23 protein-coding genes are annotated in these 19,460 nt (G+C 65.3%); 17 read left to right on the top strand and 6 right to left on the bottom strand.

What is annotated here, in order from left to right; translation table 11 throughout:
- Nucleotides 1–35: 35 nt before the first annotated feature.
- From ACIA48_RS03960 to ACIA48_RS03950, 3 genes are all read left to right on the top strand, one after another.
- The gene (locus ACIA48_RS03960; protein WP_396727807.1) at nt 36–1,283 is read left to right on the top strand and encodes a DNA polymerase domain-containing protein; all 1,248 of its coding nucleotides are present in this window, start codon (nt 36–38) and stop codon (nt 1,281–1,283) included.
- A 123-nt stretch (nt 1,284–1,406) separates the two neighbouring features.
- Complete coding sequence (locus ACIA48_RS03955) at nt 1,407–1,817, top strand: STAS domain-containing protein (RefSeq protein ID WP_396727805.1); 411 nt, start codon at nt 1,407–1,409, stop codon at nt 1,815–1,817.
- Between the two features lie 102 nt (nt 1,818–1,919).
- Complete coding sequence (locus tag ACIA48_RS03950; RefSeq protein WP_396727803.1) at nt 1,920–2,294, top strand: NYN domain-containing protein; 375 nt, start codon at nt 1,920–1,922, stop codon at nt 2,292–2,294.
- On the opposite strand, the gene ACIA48_RS03945 is transcribed toward ACIA48_RS03950, so the two are convergent.
- Nucleotides 2,278–3,141 (bottom strand): helix-turn-helix transcriptional regulator, encoded by an 864-nt coding sequence (locus tag ACIA48_RS03945; protein ID WP_396727801.1) that lies wholly within the window; start codon nt 3,139–3,141, stop codon nt 2,278–2,280. The genes ACIA48_RS03950 and ACIA48_RS03945 overlap by 17 nt on opposite strands.
- A 120-nt stretch (nt 3,142–3,261) precedes the next feature.
- On the opposite strand from ACIA48_RS03945, the gene ACIA48_RS03940 reads away from it, so the two are divergent.
- Genes ACIA48_RS03940 through ACIA48_RS03930 form a run of 3 tightly spaced genes read left to right on the top strand, consistent with a single transcriptional unit; the run spans nt 3,262 to nt 5,952 of the window.
- Entirely contained in the window at nt 3,262–4,047 is a 786-nt protein-coding gene (locus ACIA48_RS03940; protein ID WP_396727799.1) for an SDR family oxidoreductase, read from the top strand.
- A gap of 55 nt (nt 4,048–4,102) precedes the next feature.
- Nucleotides 4,103–4,540 (top strand): MarR family winged helix-turn-helix transcriptional regulator, encoded by a 438-nt coding sequence (locus tag ACIA48_RS03935; RefSeq protein WP_396727797.1) that lies wholly within the window; start codon nt 4,103–4,105, stop codon nt 4,538–4,540.
- Nucleotides 4,537–5,952 carry an NCS2 family permease gene (locus ACIA48_RS03930; RefSeq protein WP_396727795.1) on the top strand — a complete coding sequence of 472 codons (1,416 nt, stop codon included), beginning with the start codon at nt 4,537–4,539 and terminating at the stop codon, nt 5,950–5,952. Before ACIA48_RS03935 ends, ACIA48_RS03930 begins: the two co-directional genes overlap by 4 nt.
- Here ACIA48_RS03930 and ACIA48_RS03925 read toward each other — a convergent pair.
- A complete protein-coding gene (locus tag ACIA48_RS03925) occupies nt 5,935–6,840 on the bottom strand; it encodes a hypothetical protein (protein ID WP_396727793.1) in 906 nt (301 codons plus the stop codon). The two genes, ACIA48_RS03930 and ACIA48_RS03925, sit on opposite strands and share 18 nt — an antisense overlap.
- A gap of 34 nt (nt 6,841–6,874) precedes the next feature.
- Between ACIA48_RS03925 and ACIA48_RS03920 the strand changes: the two genes are divergently transcribed.
- Entirely contained in the window at nt 6,875–7,837 is a 963-nt protein-coding gene (locus tag ACIA48_RS03920; protein WP_396727791.1) for a DUF808 domain-containing protein, read from the top strand.
- A 1-nt stretch (nt 7,838) separates the two neighbouring features.
- On the opposite strand, the gene ACIA48_RS03915 is transcribed toward ACIA48_RS03920, so the two are convergent.
- The gene (locus tag ACIA48_RS03915; protein WP_396727789.1) at nt 7,839–8,999 is read right to left on the bottom strand and encodes an FAD-dependent oxidoreductase; all 1,161 of its coding nucleotides are present in this window, start codon (nt 8,997–8,999) and stop codon (nt 7,839–7,841) included.
- 152 nt (nt 9,000–9,151) lie between these two features.
- Entirely contained in the window at nt 9,152–9,991 is an 840-nt protein-coding gene (locus tag ACIA48_RS03910) for a helix-turn-helix transcriptional regulator (RefSeq protein ID WP_396727787.1), read from the bottom strand.
- A 229-nt stretch (nt 9,992–10,220) separates the two neighbouring features.
- Here ACIA48_RS03910 and ACIA48_RS03905 point away from each other — a divergent pair, with 229 nt between their 5' ends.
- Nucleotides 10,221–10,730: a sigma-70 family RNA polymerase sigma factor gene (locus ACIA48_RS03905; RefSeq protein WP_396727785.1), complete on the top strand. Its 510-nt coding sequence runs from the start codon at nt 10,221–10,223 to the stop codon at nt 10,728–10,730.
- Here the strand turns inward: ACIA48_RS03905 and ACIA48_RS03900 are convergent.
- Entirely contained in the window at nt 10,720–11,592 is an 873-nt protein-coding gene (locus tag ACIA48_RS03900; protein WP_396727783.1) for a LysR family transcriptional regulator ArgP, read from the bottom strand. The two genes, ACIA48_RS03905 and ACIA48_RS03900, sit on opposite strands and share 11 nt — an antisense overlap.
- Nucleotides 11,592–12,923, bottom strand: a complete 1,332-nt coding sequence (locus tag ACIA48_RS03895) for an MFS transporter (RefSeq protein ID WP_396727781.1) — start codon at nt 12,921–12,923, stop codon at nt 11,592–11,594. Before ACIA48_RS03895 ends, ACIA48_RS03900 begins: the two co-directional genes overlap by 1 nt.
- A gap of 175 nt (nt 12,924–13,098) precedes the next feature.
- Here ACIA48_RS03895 and lysE point away from each other — a divergent pair, with 175 nt between their 5' ends.
- The 9 genes from lysE to ACIA48_RS03850 all read left to right on the top strand — a co-directional run bounded on the left by lysE (nt 13,099) and on the right by ACIA48_RS03850 (nt 19,391).
- Entirely contained in the window at nt 13,099–13,698 is a 600-nt protein-coding gene (lysE, locus tag ACIA48_RS03890; RefSeq protein ID WP_396727779.1) for an L-lysine exporter, read from the top strand.
- Between the two features lie 44 nt (nt 13,699–13,742).
- Entirely contained in the window at nt 13,743–14,327 is a 585-nt protein-coding gene (locus tag ACIA48_RS03885) for a TetR family transcriptional regulator (protein ID WP_396727777.1), read from the top strand.
- The gene (locus tag ACIA48_RS03880; RefSeq protein ID WP_396727775.1) at nt 14,324–15,127 is read left to right on the top strand and encodes an SDR family oxidoreductase; all 804 of its coding nucleotides are present in this window, start codon (nt 14,324–14,326) and stop codon (nt 15,125–15,127) included. Before ACIA48_RS03885 ends, ACIA48_RS03880 begins: the two co-directional genes overlap by 4 nt.
- The gene (locus ACIA48_RS03875; protein WP_396727774.1) at nt 15,127–15,423 is read left to right on the top strand and encodes an EF-Tu/IF-2/RF-3 family GTPase; all 297 of its coding nucleotides are present in this window, start codon (nt 15,127–15,129) and stop codon (nt 15,421–15,423) included. The genes ACIA48_RS03880 and ACIA48_RS03875 overlap by 1 nt, the downstream gene beginning before the upstream one ends.
- Nucleotides 15,424–15,484: 61 nt before the next feature.
- Complete coding sequence (locus ACIA48_RS03870; protein WP_396727772.1) at nt 15,485–16,387, top strand: ABC transporter substrate-binding protein; 903 nt, start codon at nt 15,485–15,487, stop codon at nt 16,385–16,387.
- A gap of 12 nt (nt 16,388–16,399) precedes the next feature.
- A complete protein-coding gene (locus ACIA48_RS03865) occupies nt 16,400–17,104 on the top strand; it encodes a queuosine precursor transporter (protein ID WP_396727770.1) in 705 nt (234 codons plus the stop codon).
- A gap of 74 nt (nt 17,105–17,178) precedes the next feature.
- The gene (locus tag ACIA48_RS03860) at nt 17,179–17,862 is read left to right on the top strand and encodes an allophanate hydrolase subunit 1 (RefSeq protein WP_396727768.1); all 684 of its coding nucleotides are present in this window, start codon (nt 17,179–17,181) and stop codon (nt 17,860–17,862) included.
- On the top strand, nt 17,859–18,749 hold the full coding sequence (locus ACIA48_RS03855) for a 5-oxoprolinase/urea amidolyase family protein (protein ID WP_396727767.1): 891 nt from the start codon (nt 17,859–17,861) through the stop codon (nt 18,747–18,749). Before ACIA48_RS03860 ends, ACIA48_RS03855 begins: the two co-directional genes overlap by 4 nt.
- A gap of 72 nt (nt 18,750–18,821) precedes the next feature.
- The gene (locus tag ACIA48_RS03850) at nt 18,822–19,391 is read left to right on the top strand and encodes a GNAT family N-acetyltransferase (RefSeq protein ID WP_396727765.1); all 570 of its coding nucleotides are present in this window, start codon (nt 18,822–18,824) and stop codon (nt 19,389–19,391) included.
- The last annotated feature ends 69 nt before the right edge of the window (nt 19,392–19,460 follow it).

Here is a 19,460-nt window from a genome sequence, read left to right as displayed (position 1 = left end):
GGTCGCATGTCGGGTCGGGAACCTAACATGGACCCATGCCCGCCCCGCTCCACTTGGAGGTCGACGGTCAGCAGGTGCCCATCACCAACCCCGACAAGGTCGTTTTCCCCGCATTCCAAGGACGGCCGGGCGTGACCAAGATGGACCTGATGCGCTACTACCTGCGCGTCGCCGACGGAGCGCTGCGCGGCGTGGCCGACCGTCCGATGATCCTCAAGCGGTTCGTCAAGGGAATCGCCGAAGAGGCGGTGTTCCAGAAGCGTGCCCCCGAAAAGCGGCCCGACTTCGTCGACGTCGCCGAGTTGAAGTACGCGTCCGGGACATCGGCGAAAGAGGCGGTGATCCACAACGCGGGCGGGCTGGTCTGGGCGGTCAACCTCGGCTGTGTCGACCTCAATCCCCACCCGGTGCGCGCCGACGACCTCGCCCATCCCGACGAGCTGCGCGTCGACCTGGACCCGATGCCCGGGGTGGACTGGCGTCAGATCGTGGCGGTAGCCCTGGTCGCGCGCGAGGTGCTCGAGGACTATGGGCTGACGGCATGGCCGAAGACCTCCGGATCGCGGGGCTTCCACATCTATGCCCGCATCGAACGGCGCTGGCCGTTCAAACAGGTTCGCCTGGCCGCCCAGACGATCGCACGTGAAGTGGAGCGCCGGGCCCCCGACCTCGCCACCAGCCGATGGTGGAAGGAAGAGCGCGAGGGCGTGTTCGTGGACTTCAACCAGAACGCGTTCGACCGCACGGTGGCGTCGGCCTATTCGGTGCGGTCGCTGCCGGACGCGCGGGTGTCGACGCCGTTGTTGTGGGACGAGGTCGCCGACTGTCATCCCGAACAATTCACCGTCGCGACCGTGCCGCAGAGGTTCGAGGATTACGGCGACCCGTGGGAGGGAATAGATGACTCAGCGGGTTCACTTGATTCGCTGCTGGACTTAGCCGACAAGCTCGGCCCACCGGAGAAGGCGCCGCGCGGTGCCAAGAAGGGTACGGGCCGACGTGAATCCTCGATGCCGCTCATCGAGATCGCGCGCACCAAAACCAAAGACGAAGCGATGGCAGCGCTGGACACCTGGCGCGGACGTTACCCGTCGGTAGCTGAAAGGCTCGAAGCACCAGACGTTCTGGTAGACGGCATGCGGGGCCCCAGTTCGATCTGGTACCGCATTCGGATCAACCTGCAACATGTGCCCGAGGATCAGCGTCCGCCGCAGGAACCGCTGCTCGCCGATTACAACCCGTGGGAGAACTACACGGGCCCACAATGGACGCGCCGCGACTGACTGCGTCTTCTCTTAGTTTGCTCTCAGCCTGAAAACAAGTTCTTACCAAAGCATTAGCGATAGCACCCGGTTGCCTTACTTTGCCTGGATACCTTGAGTGTCAAGAGATCGAGGGGAGGCACCATGTACGGCAATCCGGCTTTCGATTGTGCTGGCGCCCAGATCCATGCGGTGTGCCGCCAGTTGGCCACTGTGGTGACGGTCCAAGGCGTGATCGACGACACCAATATCGAGCGGGTCACCGCGCTGGCGCTTCGGTTCGTCATCGCTGAGAAACCGTTCGTGCTCGACCTCAGCAGTGTGAGTTCCTTTACCGGACACGCACTTTCGCTGCTGTCCGCGGTCGACGAGAGTTGCTTCCACAGCGGTGTGGAGTGGTCGCTGGTCCCCAGCGCCCCCGTCATGCGCGCGACGCAGGCCGCCGGGCTCAGCTTCCCGGTCGCCGAGTCGATTCCCGACGCGCTCCATCATTTCGCCGACAGCATCGACGAACGTCGTCGCCTGCTGCCGTTGCTGACCAAGCAATCCGCATAGCGGAAAGGGTCTGAAAATGCTTCTCGATATTCGCTGGCTCGCATATCTGCTCGGCCGTCGGCACCCCGCCAAGCGCGCAGCACGCGTCGCCCACTAGGGCTCTTGCGCTGGATCGTCGACGGCATGAACGTCGTCGGGTCCCGTCCGGACGGCTGGTGGCGAAATCGCCGATTGGCGATGTCCACATTGATCGAAAAGCTCGAGCATTGGGCGTCCTCACAGAGTGAGGACGTGACGGTGGTGTTCGAGCATCCGTTGTCACCGCCGCTCGAATCGTCGGTCATCACCATCGCGCACGCGCCGAAGGCCGCGGCCAACTCGGCCGACGACCAGATCGTCGCGATGGTGCGGACCGCCGAGAATCCGCAGGACATCCGCGTGGCCACCTCGGATCGCATGCTGTCAGAGCGCGTCGGTGCCCTCGGCGCGACGGTCTACCCCGCGCAGCGCCTGCGCGACCTCATCGACCCTCGCTGACCCGCTCGCCGGTCCAGTTGGCCAGCAGACGCAATGCCGCCTCCGACGGCGACGCCGCCTCCGCGGAGTAGAGGCAGAGCGTCTGGTCGGGATCGCCGAGCAACGCGACGGACTCGTACTGCAGCGTCAACTCGCCGACGAGCGGGTGGTGGTAGCGCTTCGTCCCGTGCGTACGTTCACGCACATTGTGGTCGGCCCACCAGCGGCAAAACTCCGGGCTCTTCACCGACAGCTCACCGACCAACTCCATCAGCACCGGATCGTCGGGATGACGCCCGGCGTCGAGGCGCAGGGTTCCGACGTTGTCCTTCGCGACGCCCTCCCAGTCGACGAACAACTCGCGGGTGCTCTCGTCTAAAAACGTGTAGCGCAACAGGTTTCGCTCCCGCGGCGGAAGCGCATCGAAGTCCGTGAGCAGCGCGCGGGCCAGTTTGTTCGCGGCCAGCACATCCATCCGGCGACCGAAGACGAAGGCGGGTGTCACGTCGTCCAGCGTCTCGAGGATGCGCCGCACACCCGGCCGGACTCGCTGGACGGGGGCCGGGCTGCGCCGGCGCGGGCGGCGCGCGTTGGTCTTCGCGATCCGGAAGAAGTGCGCACGCTCGGTGTCATCGAGTCGCAACGCGCGCGCCACCGCGTCGAGCACCTCATCCGACACATTGAGGTGGCGGCCCTGTTCGAGACGGCTGTAGTAATCCACGCTCACACCCGCCAGCGCAGCGACCTCTTCCCGGCGTAAGCCCGGCACCCGTCGCGTCCGGCCTGTGCCACCGATATCGACGTCGTCGACGCTCAAGCGCGCGCGGCGGGTCCGCAGGAAGTCCCTCAACTCCGCGTTGTGCTCCACGCAATCCAGTGTGCGGCCCGCACCGCGTGCACGCCCGGACAAACGTAGGTCTGCCAGACCTAGGTAGAGCAGTGCCCGATGAGGCGGTAAGCATCGCGCTGTCGCGATGTTGATGTGGGCATGACCAACTCAACTGACACCAGCACCACCAACACTCTCGCCGGCCGCGTCGCCGTAGTGACCGGCGCGTCGAGCGGTATCGGCGAGGCCACCGCCAAACGGCTGGCCGCTTCCGGCGCCAAGGTCGCCGTACTCGCCCGGCGTGCCGAACGACTCGAGAAGCTCGTCAACGAAATCGAGCAGTCCGGCGGCACCGCACTCGCCATCGCAATCGACGTGTCCGACGCCGACGCCGTACGCGCCGCCGCCGACCGCGTGGCCCGCGAACTGGGCACCGTCGACCTGCTGTTCAACAACGCCGGCGTCATGCTGCCCGCGCCCGTCGAGGAGCAGCGCTTCGATCAATGGCAGCAGCAGATCGACCTCAACATCAGCGGTTTGATGTACGTGATCGGCGCATTTGTCCCGCAGCTCATCGCCTCAGCCGCCGAGAAGGGCGTGGCCGATCTGATCAACACCTCGTCGATCGGCGCGCAGAACATCTTCCCGAACTTCGCGGTCTACGCCGGAACGAAGGCCTACGTCACGCACATGTCGCGGACGCTGCGGGCGGAACTCGGTCCCAAGGGGATCCGGGTCTCGGCTATCGAACCCGGCATCGTCTCCACCGAGCTGGCGGACCATGTGACCGACGCGGGAGCCACCGAATGGATCGCGGACACGAAGGGCAAGATCGACGTGCTCGAGTCCGAGGACGTCGCCGAGGCCATCAATTTCCTGGCCGGTCAGCCGGCGCGGGTGAACTTCCAGCAGCTCACGATCATGCCGACGGCACAAGTTTCTTAGCCGCCGGCATGAACGTCGCGAGGTCGGGTAGCCGGTCGCTGACTAATATTCGTCCATGCCTTCCCAGGCGAAGCGTCCCGACCTCGCGGCGATGCTGGCTCCGCTGCTTCGAGAGCTGATCGCCGCGGAGCTACCCGTGCTGGCCGAACACGACATGTCGATGTGGGGCTATGCGGTGCTCCTCGCCCTCGACGAATCCCCGGTGCGTACCCAGGCCGCGCTCGCCGAGTCCATCGGCGCCGACAAGACGCGCATCATCGCGACGCTCGACGAGCTGCAGACCAAGGGTTACATCGAGCGCCACGCCGATCCCGACGATCGCCGCGTGCGACTCCTGGCCATCACCGAATCGGGCCGCACGGTGAAAGACGCGGTACAGCAAGGTATCCAGCGCGGCGAGGAACGCTGGCTCTCGGCGCTCTCGGCCGACGAGCGCCGGGTGTTCGTGCGCGCGCTGCAGGACATGACGCGCGTCTCTAGGGTCGACGGATGAACCGCCTCGATCGCTTCTTCGAGATCACCGAACGCGGGTCCACGCTCACCAACGAAATCAGCGGCGGCGTGGTCACTTTCATCGCGATGGCCTACATCATCGTGCTCAACCCGATCATCCTGTCCGGCATCGACGACGTAACCGGCAGCCAGCTCGAATTCGATCAGGTCTCGGCCGTCACGTCGCTGGCCGCGGGCATCATGACCATCCTGTTCGGCGTCATCTCGCGGCTGCCGTTCGCGTTCGCCGCGGGCCTTGGCCTCAACTCGTTCGTCGCGACGACCCTGGTCGGCTCGCTGACGTGGCCCGAAGCGATGGGGCTCGTCGTCATCAATGGGCTCATCATCGTCAGCCTCGCGGCGACCGGCCTGCGCAGACTCGTGTTCGACGCCGTCCCCATGCAGCTGAAGATCGCAATCACGGCGGGTATCGGCTTGTTCATCCTTTTCATCGGGCTCGTCGACGCCGGTTTCGTCGGATCGACGGGAACTGCGTCGCCGCCGGTGGGTCTGGGGATCGGTGGCTCGGGCGACATCAGCACGGTTCCCACCGTCGTGTTCGTGTTCACCTTGCTGCTGACCGGCATTCTCCTCGTGCGGCGGGTGCGCGGGGCCATCCTCATCGGGCTTGTCGTGGGCACGATCGTCGCCATCGTCATCGAGGCCATCTGGCACCTCGGCCCGGCGACCGAACGCCCCGGCGGGTGGAGCCTGTCGGTGCCCGCGTTGTCGGGGTCGCCGTTCGCACTGCCGGATCTGTCACTGGTCGGCGAGTTCAGCCTGTTCGGCAGCCTCGGCCGCATCGGCGCGATCGCGGTCGTGATGTTCGTCTTCACGCTCGTCTTCGCGAACTTCTTCGACGCGATGGGCAGCTTCACCGGCCTGGCACGCGAGTCCGGCCTCGCCGACGATCAGGGAACGTTCCCGCGCGTGCGTTCGGCGCTGATCGTCGAAGGTGCGGGCGCAGTCGTCGGCGGCGCGACATCGGCTTCGTCCCAAACCGTCTTCGTCGAATCCGGGGCGGGCATCGAGGAGGGTGCGCGCACCGGTTTCGCGAATCTTGTTACGGGCGTGCTCTTTTTGGCAGCGATGTTCATTTCACCGCTGGCGTCGATCGTGCCGACCGAGGTGGCCGCGGCGGCGCTGGTGGTCGTCGGAACGATGATGGCGGCGCACCTTCGGCACATCGACATCTCCGAGTTCTCCGTCGCGCTGCCGGTCTTCCTCACCGTGGTGACGATGCCGTTCTCCTACTCGATCGCCAACGGCATCGGCGTGGGTTTCATCGTGTGGGTGGTGACGCGCTCTGCCGCCGGCAAGGCCCGCGAGATCAGCCCGCTGATGTGGGTCGTCGCCGCGGGCTTCGTGGCCTACTTCGCCCGCGGTGAGATCGAGTCACTGCTTGGCATGTAGCGACGCAAGGTCGTGCGGACCCGCTGCTGGGTAGCCGTGCGCGGCACGCACCGCGTCGGAGAACCGCATCAGGACGGCGACCGCGGTCTCGAAGCCGTCACCGAGGGCGCGCAGCACCGGCGCGCATTGCTCATCGGTGCGGGTCTCGATCGCCTCACGCTCCTGCCTGCCCCGCTCGGTCAGCCCGTCGGCGTCGATCAGGCCGCGGCTTTGCAGGTCGGTGATACCGGCATCGAGTTGCTCGTCCGACCAGCCTCGGGTCCTGACGTACGTCTTGGGCCGCAACCCCCAGTACAGCTCGGTCGTCAGCCCGATCTCGATGGCGCTGTACCCGGCCGACGTCCAGGCCGCCGTGTGTGCGTCGCCGCGGAACTCTCGAAGACGGTCGGCGAACCGCCACGCCGCGCCGAGCGGGTCGTCGGGCACGTCAGCGCCCATCAGGCCCGCATAGAGCGGACGCCCGGCCAGCGGAAGCGACTCGCTGACCGGCCTCAGGAGCCGGGCCAGCTCCGCGGCACCGTCCGGGCTGTTCCCGAGGATCCTTCGCAGCTGACCGACGGCCGCCTCATCCCTGACGCCGAAGATCTCCGCTGCTGTCGTCAGCGACCAGCCGTGGGCGACCGAAGGCACCACGATCGCCGGGTTGAACACCGCGAACGCCGACGCCACCACCTCACCCGGTACCTGACCGAGGATCGCGCCACGGCTGCAGAAGTACGCGTGCATATCGGGCATCGCGACCCCGCCGGCGAGTCCGGGACTGCCGGAAAAGCCGAGCTTCTGGTATCCGTCGTGCGCCTCGGGGGCGAAGTAGACCTGACCGGCGAACGCCTCGGCGGCACCCGCCAGGATCCTCGTGGCGCCAAACGCGCCATCAGCACCGGCCATTCGGTCACGGTAGCCTCCACACCATGGGGAAGCGATGAGCGCCGGCCTGTTCGGACTTCTCGACGACGTCGCGGCGCTGGCGCGATTGGCGGCGGCCTCGGTCGATGACATCGGTGCCGCAGCCGGACGCGCGACCGCCAAGGCTGCTGGCGTGGTCATCGACGACACCGCGGTGACGCCGCAGTACGTGCACGGCATCACCGCCGACCGCGAACTGCCGATGATCAAGCGGATCGCGATCGGCTCGCTGCGAAACAAGCTGCTGTTCATTCTCCCGGCGGCCTTGCTGCTGAGTCAGTTCGTGCCCTGGATCGTGACGCCGATCCTGATGATCGGCGCGACGTACCTCTGCTACGAGGGTGCAGAAAAAGTCTGGGGCTGGATCAGCGGCCACGAGGCCCACGCCGCACCGACCGCGACGAGTGGCGAGGACGCCGAGAAGCAGATGACGTCCGGCGCGATCCGGACCGACTTCATCCTGTCCGCCGAGATCATGGTGATCGCGCTGAACGAGGTGGCGAGCGAACGCTTCTGGTCGCGATTCATCATCCTCGTCGTGGTCGCCATCGTGATCACGGCCGCGGTGTACGGCGTCGTCGCGCTGATCGTGAAAATGGACGACATCGGCCTCAGCCTCGCGCAGCGATCGTCGAAGTTCGCGCAGAAATTCGGCCGCGGTCTGGTCGCCGCGATGCCCAAGGTGCTGTCGGCGCTGTCGACGATCGGCACCGTCGCGATGCTCTGGGTCGGCGGCCACATCCTGCTGCTGGGGACGGACACGCTGGGCTGGCATGCTCCCTATGGTTTCGTGCACCACTTCGAGGACCTGGTGCACCGCGCGGTGGCCGAGGGTATCGGTGGCGTGCTGGCGTGGCTGGTCAACACCGCGGCATCGGCGCTCGTCGGACTGGTCGTCGGTGCCGTCGTCGTGGCGATCATGCACGTGCTGCCGTTCGGCAAGAAGAAGCACGCCTCTGAAGTGCAAGAAGCGCACTGATTCACGAACGGATCAGCCGGCGGTGGCCCAGCCATCGCAGAAATGCCGTCATCGCCCATGTGCCCAACGAATCCGAGATCATGGCGACCCAACCCAACACCGCCTGACTCTGAGATATCTGCCGCGACGTCACCCAGGACAAGGCGGTGAGCCTGCGTCGCCTGGTCCTCTCGTACCAGCGCAGCGCGCTCGTGAGATCACCGTTGCCGCGGCGGCATCCGTCGCGGAGAGAAAGTGCCTTGCACAACACCATCGTGTCCAGCAGTGCCTGATTGGCTCCCTGCGCCAGGGCGGGGGGCATCGTGTGAGCGGCATCGCCGAGCAACGTCACCGCGCCCATCCGCGACAAGCGGGGAATCGGATGCCGAAAATGCGGAAACGGGGAGCGGGCCAGATCGTCGTCGGTCAGCGTCGCCAGTACTTGATCGACCAATTCCGACCACCCACCGAAGCTGTATCGGATCACGTCGATCGGACGTTCCGGCCTGACGAAGTCGGGCGACCACCGCAAATCGAACCACCACTGCAGATCGGAGCCGCCGGCCGGCCACAGACCAAGGTTTCCGTGTTCGCCGATGATCTGCACTGCGACTTCCTTTTCGGCGATGTGGGGAAGGGTGATCAGTCCCTGCCAGCTGCACCAACCGGTCGGCTCCGCGGGTCCCCCACCGACGATTTGTCGAACCTTCGAGTGCAGACCATCGGCACCGATCAACAAGTCCCCGTCCGCGCAGCTGCCGTCTTCGAACTCGATCCGTACCCCGTCCCGGGTATTGAACGCCGCGACCAAGCGGCAGGTGCACTGGATGCGATCGGCCGGAAAGCCCTCCAACAGACGGTCAAGCAGCACGCGGCGAGGGACCATCCGGACGGGCCCGCCCAACGTGTCGACCATCGTGTCCACGGCGACGTTGAGCAGTGGGCGGCCAGTTGACGTCGCTATCCGCACGGTGGACAGCAATTGACCTGCCCCCTCCATGTGGACGCCTAGCTGTTCCAAAACCGTTGAGCCGCTGGGCCAGATGGTCACCGCGCCGCCACCTGGCCGCGTATCCGGCCGCTGTTCGAATACGGTGACGTCATAACCATCTCGAAGTAAGCCCCGAGCGATGGAAATGCCGCCCACGCCGGCTCCGACCACGAGAACCCGGAGTTTGTTCATCACGCTCCCTCGATGTCGCAGTCCGAGATCGGTGTAAGCCGGTCTCAACGTGATACGACTCGCGGTTGGCGTCAGTTCATCGAAAGTGGTCGATCTCACAGAGCACAGACAGTGTGGAGTGGTATCCGAAATATGTTCTTAGAGAGACTCTTTCATCGCGACGCGAGGTTGAGAGCGATCAGCGTGCGCAACTTGTCGACCGTATCGCTGTCAGCGACCGGAATGAAGGTCACCAGGCGCAGGTTCGGATGGTCTGTGGGTGCGAGGATGTGCTGTTCCAAGTGCAGATCGCCGACCACGGTGTGGCGGAAATGGCGCACGCGGGAAGACATCGTGTCGATGGCAAAGCTCTCCCACGCGGACCGGAACTCGGCGCTGGTCTGCAGCAGTCGGCTGACGAGGTCGGCGAAAGGCGGCTCATCGAGACGGTTCCCGGCCTCGGCCCGAAACGAGGCGACGTTGTATGCGCCGGTGACCTCCCAGTCCGGTATCAGGGTGCGGAGATAAGGGTCGGTGAACAGCAGCCACAGAAAGTTTCGGTCGGCGTTGGCGACGGTGGCGATGTTCGGGTATACCGCCACATACGCTGCGTTCCAGGCCAATACGGTCCAGTCGGTGGTGACTGCCATCGCCGGGAAGTCCGTAAGCGCGTCGAGGAGGCGTTGCATGAGCGCGGGGACCGTGCCGGGGTTCGGGTCCTCATCGGGATAAGGCGTGCCGTACCCGGCCAATCCCAGAAGATACACACGTTCGGTGTGCGACAACCGCAGCGTCAGTGCGAGCGAATCGAGCACTTGGCGAGACGGGGTAACCTCACGGCCCTGCTCGAGCCACGTGTACCAGGTGATGCTGACCCCGGACAGGTACGCCACTTCTTCGCGGCGCAGACCGACGGTTGCGCGCCCATTGGGAGGCATGCCGAGATCGGCGCGCACCAACTGGCTCCTGCGGCTTCGCAGGAACTTGCCCATGGCGGCGGCATCGTGCTTCATTGTTGTGTCTCAGGGGTTTTGGTTGAGACCCTGGTTTCAGCGTCCCGTCTCTGAGCGTTGCTGACCGGCCCGAACTTTTCGCCCCCGCTGTCATCCAACTTCGCCACCCGGCTAGCTGGAATAGCCGTCGCAAAACCACGTGCCGCCAGCCGATATCGAACGTGGTAGTGCCAGTACTAGTTGTGGCGCCACCTGCCCCAATGCCTCCGGGGATGTCATCGTCGGTGGTATGACGCTAAGTATTGACGTCGGCGGGCTCTACGAAGAGCACGCAGCCGCCCTGTGGCACTACGCGTGGCGATTGACCGGCGACCGATCTCGCGCTCAGGATGTGATGCAGGAGACGCTACTACGAGCGTGGCAGCACCCCGAGGTCGCCAACGACAGCGAGCGTTCGGCACGGTCGTGGCTGTTCACGGTGGCCCGAAACATGATCATCGACGAGAGTCGGTCCCTGCGTTTCCGCCGTGAGGTGAGCGCGCGCGACGACTTCGGCGTACCTGAGCGCGCCGGACCGGACGAGGTGAACGCCGCGCTGGACCGGATGCTGATCAACGAGGCGCTGGCGCGGCTGACGCCCGAGCACCGTGCGGTGGTTCAACGCTCGTACATCCAGGGTTGGACGACAGCGGACATCGCCGCGGACCTCAAAATCGCAGAGGGCACCGTGAAGTCACGGCTGCACTACGCGTTGCGTACCTTGCGCGACGTCCTGTGCGAAATGGGCGTCACACCATGATCTTCACGGCGGCGGACTGCACGGCGTCGGTGATGGCCTCGACCAAAGGACTGTCGAGCTTCCAGCACTGCCAGAACAGTGGCACGTCGAGATGGGCATCGGCAACGCGAACGAACGAACCGTCCGCGAGAGCGGGTACGGCCAGGTTCTCCGGGAACATGCCCCATCCCAGTCCTGCCCGCACGGCGCTGCCGAAGCCCTCAGCCGTTGGAACGAAGTGCTGCGGTCGGTTGATGTCGCGGCGGAAAACCTTGCGCACCAACATGTCCTGCAAGGCATCGTCACGGTTCCACGCGAGCGACGGCGCTGCGGACGCCGCTTGCGCGGTGAACCCGTCCGGCAGATAGCGCTCGACATAGGACGGCGCGGCCACCGGCACGTACCTCATCACACCCAGCGACCTCGCCCGGCAACCAGGCACCGGCGCACGTTCGGTCGTGACCGCACCCATCACCACGCCTTCGCGCAGCAGTCGCGCCGAGTGGTCCTGGTCCTCGATCCGGATGTCGAACAACACATCGTCGAGCGTGTCGAGGACCCCGGTGAACCACGTCGCCATCGAATCGGCGTTGACAGCCAAGGCGATACGCGGGGAGGACCCGTCACCGCCGGCCATCTCGGTGAGGGCCTCGGCCTCCAGCAGCGCGGTCTGTGCGGCCAACCGCAGGAGCGGTATACCAGCCGACGTTGGCACGCAGGGCTTCTCTCGCACCACGACGACCTGCCCGACCCGCTGTTCTAACGCCTTGATGCGCTGGCTGATCGCCGACGGCGTGACGTGGAGCCGGGTCGCCGCGGCGTCGAACGACCCGTGCTCGATCACTGCCGCGAACGCCGCCAACTGCTGGCCGTCGATCTGCACTAGGCCGATGCCTTCGTTTCGGGTCGGGGCTTGTGGCCCAGGTAGACGACCACGACCGCGGCGGCCAACGACAGGATTCCGACCACCCACATCGCGGCCTTGGCATTCCCTGTCAGATCGGTCAGCCACCCGGTGATGTAGGGACCGCTGAAGCCGCTCAGGTTGCCCAGCGAGTTGATCAGCGCGATACCGCCTGCTGCGGCGACTCCGGTGAGGAACGCCGATGGCAGCGCCCAGAAGACCGGCAGCGCACACATGACCGAGCACGTGGAGAGGGTGACGGCGACCATCGCCAAGTAGGGATCGGTCATGTAGAGCGCGACCGGGATGGACACCGCTCCGACGATCGCGGGGATCGCGACGTGCCACACCCGCTCGCCGGTGCGGTCGGCGTGGCGCGCCCAGGGCACCATCACGATAGCGGCGACGACGTAGGGCACGGATGTCACGAGGCCGCGCTCGATGATGCTGAGATGGGTGCCGTACTGCTGCTGGAAGCCGGCGACGATGGTGGGCAGGAAGAACCCGACCGCGTACAGGCCGTAGGTGATTCCGAAATAGATGAAAGCCAGCAGGAGAATCCGCGGATGACTGAGCGCCTTCTTGAGCGGCCAGTGCTGTCCGGTCTCTGCCATCGACCGTTCGACGTCCAGAATCGTTTCGAGCCAGTCTTTTTGGTCAGTCTCCAGCCACTTGGCCTCGGCAGGTCGATCGGTCAGGTAGAACCAGCAGACGAACGCGAGGACGACCGCGGGGATCCCCTCGACGAGGAACATGAAGCGCCATCCCTCGAGGCCGAACAGCGCCCCATGCCCCCACTCGATGACCAATGAGGAAAGCGTGGATCCGATGGCGGTCGATACCGGCACCGCCACCATGAACAACGAAATCGCCTTGGAGCGGTGCCTTTCGGGGAACCAGAAGGTGAGATAGAGGATGATGCCGGGGAAGAAGCCCGCTTCCGCCACGCCGAGCAGGAACCGCAGGACGATCAGGGTTTCCGCATTGGGCACGAATGCGATTGCGCTGCTGATGATTCCCCACGTCAGCATGATGCGCGCGATCCACCGGCGACCGCCGAACTTGTGAAGTGCGATATTGCTCGGCACTTCCAGCAGCAGATAGCCGATGAAGAAAATGCCCGACGCGAAGCCGAACATCTTCGCGCTCATCGCGAGGTCTTCGTTCATGCCGTTGGGGCCGGCGAAGCTGATGTTGACGCGATCGAGGTAGTTGACGAAGTAGAGGAGGACCAGGAAGGGCAGCAAGCGACGACCGACCTTCGCCATCGTCTGCTGCCCCACGGCCGAATCGGGAAGTTGCGTCGTCATGATTGCCCTCCTGCGCGGGTCCGTCGCAATCGAAGCAGATTTTCGATGCTTTCTGGCCTGATCAGAGGCTCCGTCCGCAGGCGCCGACGACTCGACGTTTCTACATTAGCATTGCTAATGCAAATTAAGAGTTATTAGCTGTACTGATTCGACGTGGTTACCTACCGTCGGTTCCATGAACTCACCGCTACTCGTCGGCTTTCTGGCCTCGCTGACGCTGATCGTCGCGATCGGGGCACAGAACGCCTTCGTGCTGCGCCAGGGCATCCGCGGTGAGCACGTGATGGCGGTGGTGACCGTGTGCGCCGTATCCGACATCCTGCTCATCACAGCGGGTATCGCCGGCATCGGCGCGCTGATCTCCGCGCATCCTGGGGCCCTCGACATCGCCCGGTTCGGCGGTGCGGCATTCCTGATCGGATATGGGCTGCTCGCGGCGCGGCGCGCTTGGCGGCCGTCCACTCTGACACCGTCGGAGAAACGACCGGCCCGCCTCCTCGAAGTGCTGGTCACCTGCCTTGCGCTGACCTGGCTCAATCCGCACGTCTACCTCGACACCGTGATCCTGCTGGGCACCCTCGCCAACGAGCACAGCGGCGAGCGGTGGTTGTTCGGCGTCGGCGCGGTCACCGCGAGCGTGGTGTGGTTCGTCAGCCTCGGACTCGGCGCGCGGCGCCTCTCCCGACTGTTCGCCAGCCCGATGACCTGGCGGTTCCTCGACGGATTGATTGCCGTCACGATGACCGGACTGGGCGTCTCTTTGATCTTGTCCTGACCGACTTGGTATGCCGGCCGACATGTCCTGACACAATGCGGCCCATGTGGGTGCAGCCAGCGACCGGTTTGCGAGACCGAAAGAAGATCCAGACTCGTGACGCCATTCGGCGCGAGGCGATGCGACTCATCAAGGCCAACGGGTACGCCAACACCAACATCGAACAGATCGCCGCGGCCGCCGAGGTCGCGCCGAGCACCTTCTTTCGCTACTTCCCGACCAAAGAGTCAGTGCTGATCACCAACGACCTGGACAAGGTCATGCTCGACACGCTCACCGCCCAGCCAGCAGACATGGCACCGTTCAAGGCGTTTCGGTACTCACTCGAGACCACATGGGCAACCGCATCCGAGGCCGAATGGGAATTCGAGCGCGCTCGTCTGCAAGTAGTCCTGTCGGTGCCGGAATTGAAAGCTGCTCAGCTCGACGAGTACAACCGCACAGCCGAAAAGCTTGCCGCGGCTGAGGCCCAGCGCAGCGGTCGCGACCCGGGCGATCTCCAAATCCGTGTGTTCGTGGGAGCGATGACCGGTGCCCTGGTCGCCGCACTGGAGGGAGATCCAGCCAAGATCATGGAACGCACGCACCGCACACTGGACTTCATGGAATCGGGTATGCGGTTCCCATGACCGGGGCCAGAAAGTCTGTGTTCATCACGGGTGCCGCAGCGGGAATCGGAAGAGCGACCGCCCTGACGTTCGCCCGGAACGGTTTCCTCGTAGGCGGCTTCGACATCGACGAGGTCGGACTCAAAACTCTGGCCGACGAAATCGACCAACGCGGCGTGGGCCGGGCGATCGTCGGCCACCTCGACGTCACCGCCCCGGACGAAATGGCGCAGCGGGTAGCAGAGTTCGCGCAGGCAGCCGGAGGCCGCCTCGACGTGATGATCAACAATGCGGGCATCTTGCGCGCGGGCCGGTTCGAGGAGATGGACCTCGGCGGTCACTTCAAGGAAATCGACATCAACACCAAGGGTGTCGTCAACGGTCTGTACGCCGCTTTTCCCTACCTGCGGTCCACGCGCAACTCCGTCGTCGTGAATCTGGCCTCCGCATCGGCGATCTACGGCCAGGCCGAACTCGCCAACTACAGCGCGACCAAGTTCTTCATCCGCGGAATCACCGAGGCGCTGGACATCGAATGGGGCAGATACGGCATTCGGGTGATCGCGATGTGGCCGCTGTTCGTGAACACCGCGATGACCGACGACCTCAAGACCGGCACCACCGATTCGCTCGGCATCCGACTGACCGCGCAGGACATCGCCGATGCCATCGTGGCGGCGACGAACCCCCACTGGCTGCGCCGGTTCATCCACCAGGTCCACTTCCCCGTCGGCTCCCAGACCAAGGTCCTGGCGGCCGGCTCCCGATTCTCCCCCGCCTGGCTCACCCGTGTGGTCAACAAGAGATTGGCGCATTCCTGATGTTCAAAATGACTGTCGAAGAAGTCTTCGCCATCAAAAACCGGGGCGTCGTCGCGACCGGCCGCGTCGAAAGCGGGACCGTCCGCGTCGGCGACACCGTACACATCAACGGTGGTCCGGGCGTCACGGTGAGCGCCATCGAGATGTTCCGCAAGCAGCTCGACGAAGCGAGCGCCGGAGAGAACGTAGGCGTGCTGATGAAGGGGATCGAGCGCAATCAACTCAACCGGGGCGATGTCCTCACATCGTCCTCGTCGTCCTCGTCGTCGACGTACTACGAGGCGCCACCGATCTGATCGCGCTGGCGGCCCATCGCGTTGTTCGGAAGTTTTCAGGTGGGTTAGCTACTCTCGCCGAGTGCCTGCTTCGTTGTCCCGGCGGGGCTTTCTGGCGTCGACTGCCGGTGCGGCGGCGTTTGCGGCCGCCTGCGGATCAAAGCCCGGCGAGGTCGCCGACGACGGCTCGGTCACCGTCAAGCACGTGTTCGGCGAGACCAAGGTTCCGGCGCCGCCCACGCGGGTCGTCAGCGCGGGACTCACCGGACAGGACGACCTACTCGCCCTCGGCGTCGTCCCCATTGCGGTGACGGACTGGTTCGGCGGTGAGCCGTTCGCCGTATGGCCCTGGGCGCAGCCGAAACTCGGCGGCGCTCAGCCGACGGTGCTGAACCTCGCTGACGGCGTTCCGGTGGACCAGATCGCGTCGTTGCGGCCCGACCTCATCATCGCTACCAATGCCGGCCTCGACCGCGGCACCTACGACCGGCTGACCGCTGTCGCCCCCACGATCGCGCAGTCCGGTCAGGACGCGTTCTTCGAGCCGTGGAAGGTTCAGGCGGGCGCCATCGGCCAGGCGGTGTTCAAGCACGACGAGATGCAGACGCTCATCGCGTCCGCCGAGGAAAAGTTCATCACCGCGGGCAAGAACAACGAAGCGCGGTTCGCGGGCAAGAAGGTGCTGCTGCTGGAGGGCACTCTCGGCCCGGACGGCCCGACGGTGATGTCCCCGTCCTGGCGCAGCGAGTTCCTCACGCAGATGGGATGCGCCGTCGTCGAGAACGTCGATTCAGCCGACATCCTGATCTGGAACACCGAAAACGACGAACAGCAGGCCGCGCTGCTCGCCGATCCCGCGTTCAGTCGGCGGCGCAACGTGTTCACCGGTAAGGAACTCACCGGCGCCATCGCATTCGCCTCACCGCTGTCGTATCCGGTAGTGGCGGACCGACTGCCGGGGATCATCACCAGCGCGCTCTCCTGACAAGATGTTCGGGTGACCGACACCAGCACAGAGACTGAACATCGGGGTTTCGCACTCACCGGTTCGGCCTACTATCCGGTGCTCGTCGCGATCTTCACCGGGCTGGTGCTGATCTCGAATGTGTCGGCCACCAAGGGCATCGCGTTCGGACCGATCATCGGCGACTGGTCGCTGATCACCGACGGCGGCTTCATCGTGTTCCCGATGACGTATGTGATCGGCGACGTGTTGTCCGAGGTGTACGGCTTCAAAGCCACCCGGCGCGCCATCTACATCGCCTTCGTCATGGAGGGCATCGCGGCGTTCACGTTCTGGCTCACCGCCTACCTGCCCGCGGCTGACTTCTACACCAATCAGGCGGCGTTCGAGGCCGTCGTCAAGCCGTTCACGCAGTTGATCATCGCGGGGCTCGCCGGTTTCATCGTCGGGCAGACGCTCAACGCGTGGGTGGTGGTAAAGATCAAGGCCCGCACGAAGGAGAAGCACCTGTGGGCCCGGTTGATCGGATCGACGATCGTCGGCGAGTTCGCCGACACTGTGGTGTTCTGCGCCATTGCCGCGGGGGCGATTGGCATCAGCACGTGGGGCGACTTCATCACGTACGTGGCGCTGGGCTGGGTGTACAAGACCGTCGTTGAGATCGTGGTGTTGCCGGTTACCTATCGGGTGATCGCGTACATCAAGCGTCGCGAACCCACATATCAGCCCGCCGTGTAAGGCTTCGTTAAGGCAGCTCTGGCAAGGTTCAAACAGCATGCGTAAGGGTGGGTACTCGCGGGTAATTTCAGTCCATGAGCGTGACGGTGGATCTGATGGACGCTGACGCGACGGGCGCGGGCCCCGTGACGATTCGCGACTACGGCGATCGTGCGCTGTTGCTGGATTTCGACGGCACCGAGGAGGTGCTGGCGTGGTCGGCGGCGTTGCGTGCCGCCGACCTGATCGGTGTGCTCGACATCGTTCCGGCGTCACGCACCGTGCTGATCAAGCTGGCCGGCACCGGGTACCAGGCGCCCACGCGGCAGCGACTGCGCAAGCTGGCCGTCCCAGCGGTGTCAGGGCACGCCGACAGCCAGACCAAGATCGATGTCCAGATCGACGTGGTCTACGACGGTCCCGATCTCGACGAAGTCGCCCGGCTCACCGGCTTGACCATCGACGAGGTCGTCACGGCGCACATCGAGTCGCCGTGGCGAGTCGGATTCGGCGGCTTCGCACCGGGTTTCGCGTATCTGGTCGACGGCGACAGCCGACTCCAGGTGCCGCGACGAGACGAGCCGCGCACCAAAGTCCCCGTCGGAGCTGTCGGACTCGCCGGTGAGTTCAGCGGCGTCTACCCCCGCGAATCTCCCGGCGGCTGGCAGCTGATCGGACGTACCGCCGAGGGGCAGGCGGCGTTGTGGGATGTCGATCGTGACCCGCCCGCGCTGCTGATGCCGGGCATGTGGGTGCAATTCCGGGCGGTGCACTCATGACCGCCACTCTCGAAATTCTGCAGTCCGGTCCCCTGTCACTGATCGAGGACCTCGGCCGGCCGGGTCTGGCCCACATGGGGGTGAGCAGGTCAGGTGCTGCCGATCGCCGGTCCCACACCCTGGCGAACCGTCTGGTGACCAATCCGAGCGAGCTCGCCACCATCGAGGTGACGTTCGGCGGGTTGACGGCGCGGGTACGTGGCGGTGCCAAGGAAGGCGTCGCGATCGCGGTCACCGGCGCCGACACCGATCCTGCCGCGAACGGAGTTCAGTTCGGCACCAACAGCATTCACTACGCCCGCGACGGTGAGGTGATCACGCTCGGCGCCCCGCACTCGGGACTTCGGACGTATCTGGCGGTGCGTGGTGGCATCGACGTCGAACCCGTGCTCGGCTCCCGCTCGTACGACGTCATGTCGGCCATCGGACCGCTGCCGCTGGCGGCGGGAGACGTGCTGCCGATCGGCGAGCACAGCGACGAGTTCCCGGAGTTGGATCAGGCGCCGGTAGCCGCGATCGAAGACGACGTGATCGAGCTGATGGTGGTGCCCGGTCCCCGTGACGATTGGTTCACCGATCCCGATGTGCTGATCCGCACCAACTGGCAGGCCACCAACAAGAGCGACCGGGTGGGTATGCGACTGGTCGGCATGCCGCTGGAATACCGGTGGCCGGATCGCCAGCTGCCCAGCGAGGGCGCGACGCGCGGAGCGATTCAGGTGCCCCCGAACGGTTTTCCGGTGATTCTGGGCCCGGACCATCCGGTCACCGGCGGGTACCCGGTGATCGGTGTGGTGGCCGACGACGACATCGACAGGGTCGCCCAGATCCGGCCCGGGCAGACGGTGCGCATGCACTGGTCACGACCGCGACGCCCGTTCGAATAATCTCTGAGCGCCGACCCCCTCGCGCTCTGGTAGAACGACAGTGTGCATGCGCACAGCTCGAGCGCTTCTCACGTGCGCGAGGACCCGTTTCCTCGCGTGTACACCGCCCGTCTGATCCACACGTCCGATCTCGACAACGAGACCCGTGAGGACGCGCGCCGAATGGTCATCGCCGCGTTCGGCGGAGAGTTCACCGACGCCGACTGGGAGCACGCGCTCGGCGGTATGCACGCGCTGATCTTCGACCATGGCGCGCTGATCGCGCACGGGGCGGTGGTTCAAAGGCGGCTGCTGTACCGCGATACCGCGTTGCGCTGCGGCTACCTCGAGGGTGTCGCGGTGCGCGAGGACCGGCGAGGCCAAGGCCTTGCCAGCGCGGTGATGAACGCCGTGGAGCAGGTGCTGCGCGGCGCCTACCAGCTGGGGGCGCTGAGCGCGTCCGATTCCGCCAGGCACCTCTACACAGCCCGGGGCTGGCTGCCGTGGCAGGGCCCGACCTCGGTACTCGGGCCCGGCGGGGTGACGCGAACCCCGGACGACGACAGCTGTCTGTTCGTCCTGCCCGTTGCCCTACCCGACGGCGCCGAGCTGGATGTCACTGCGGAGATCACCTGCGACTGGCGCGACGGCGATGTCTGGTAATCGACTCTGACGAGGGCTGACACGTCGAGGCAATGGCCGAGTAATCACTTGGAAACATCGACTGAATAG

Source organism: Mycobacterium sp. NPDC051804, from assembly GCF_044452905.1.
Classification (GTDB): Bacteria; Actinomycetota; Actinomycetes; order Mycobacteriales; family Mycobacteriaceae; genus Mycobacterium.
Note: the sequence above shows the minus strand (reverse complement) of the source record. Positions and strands in the feature narration are given on the sequence as shown.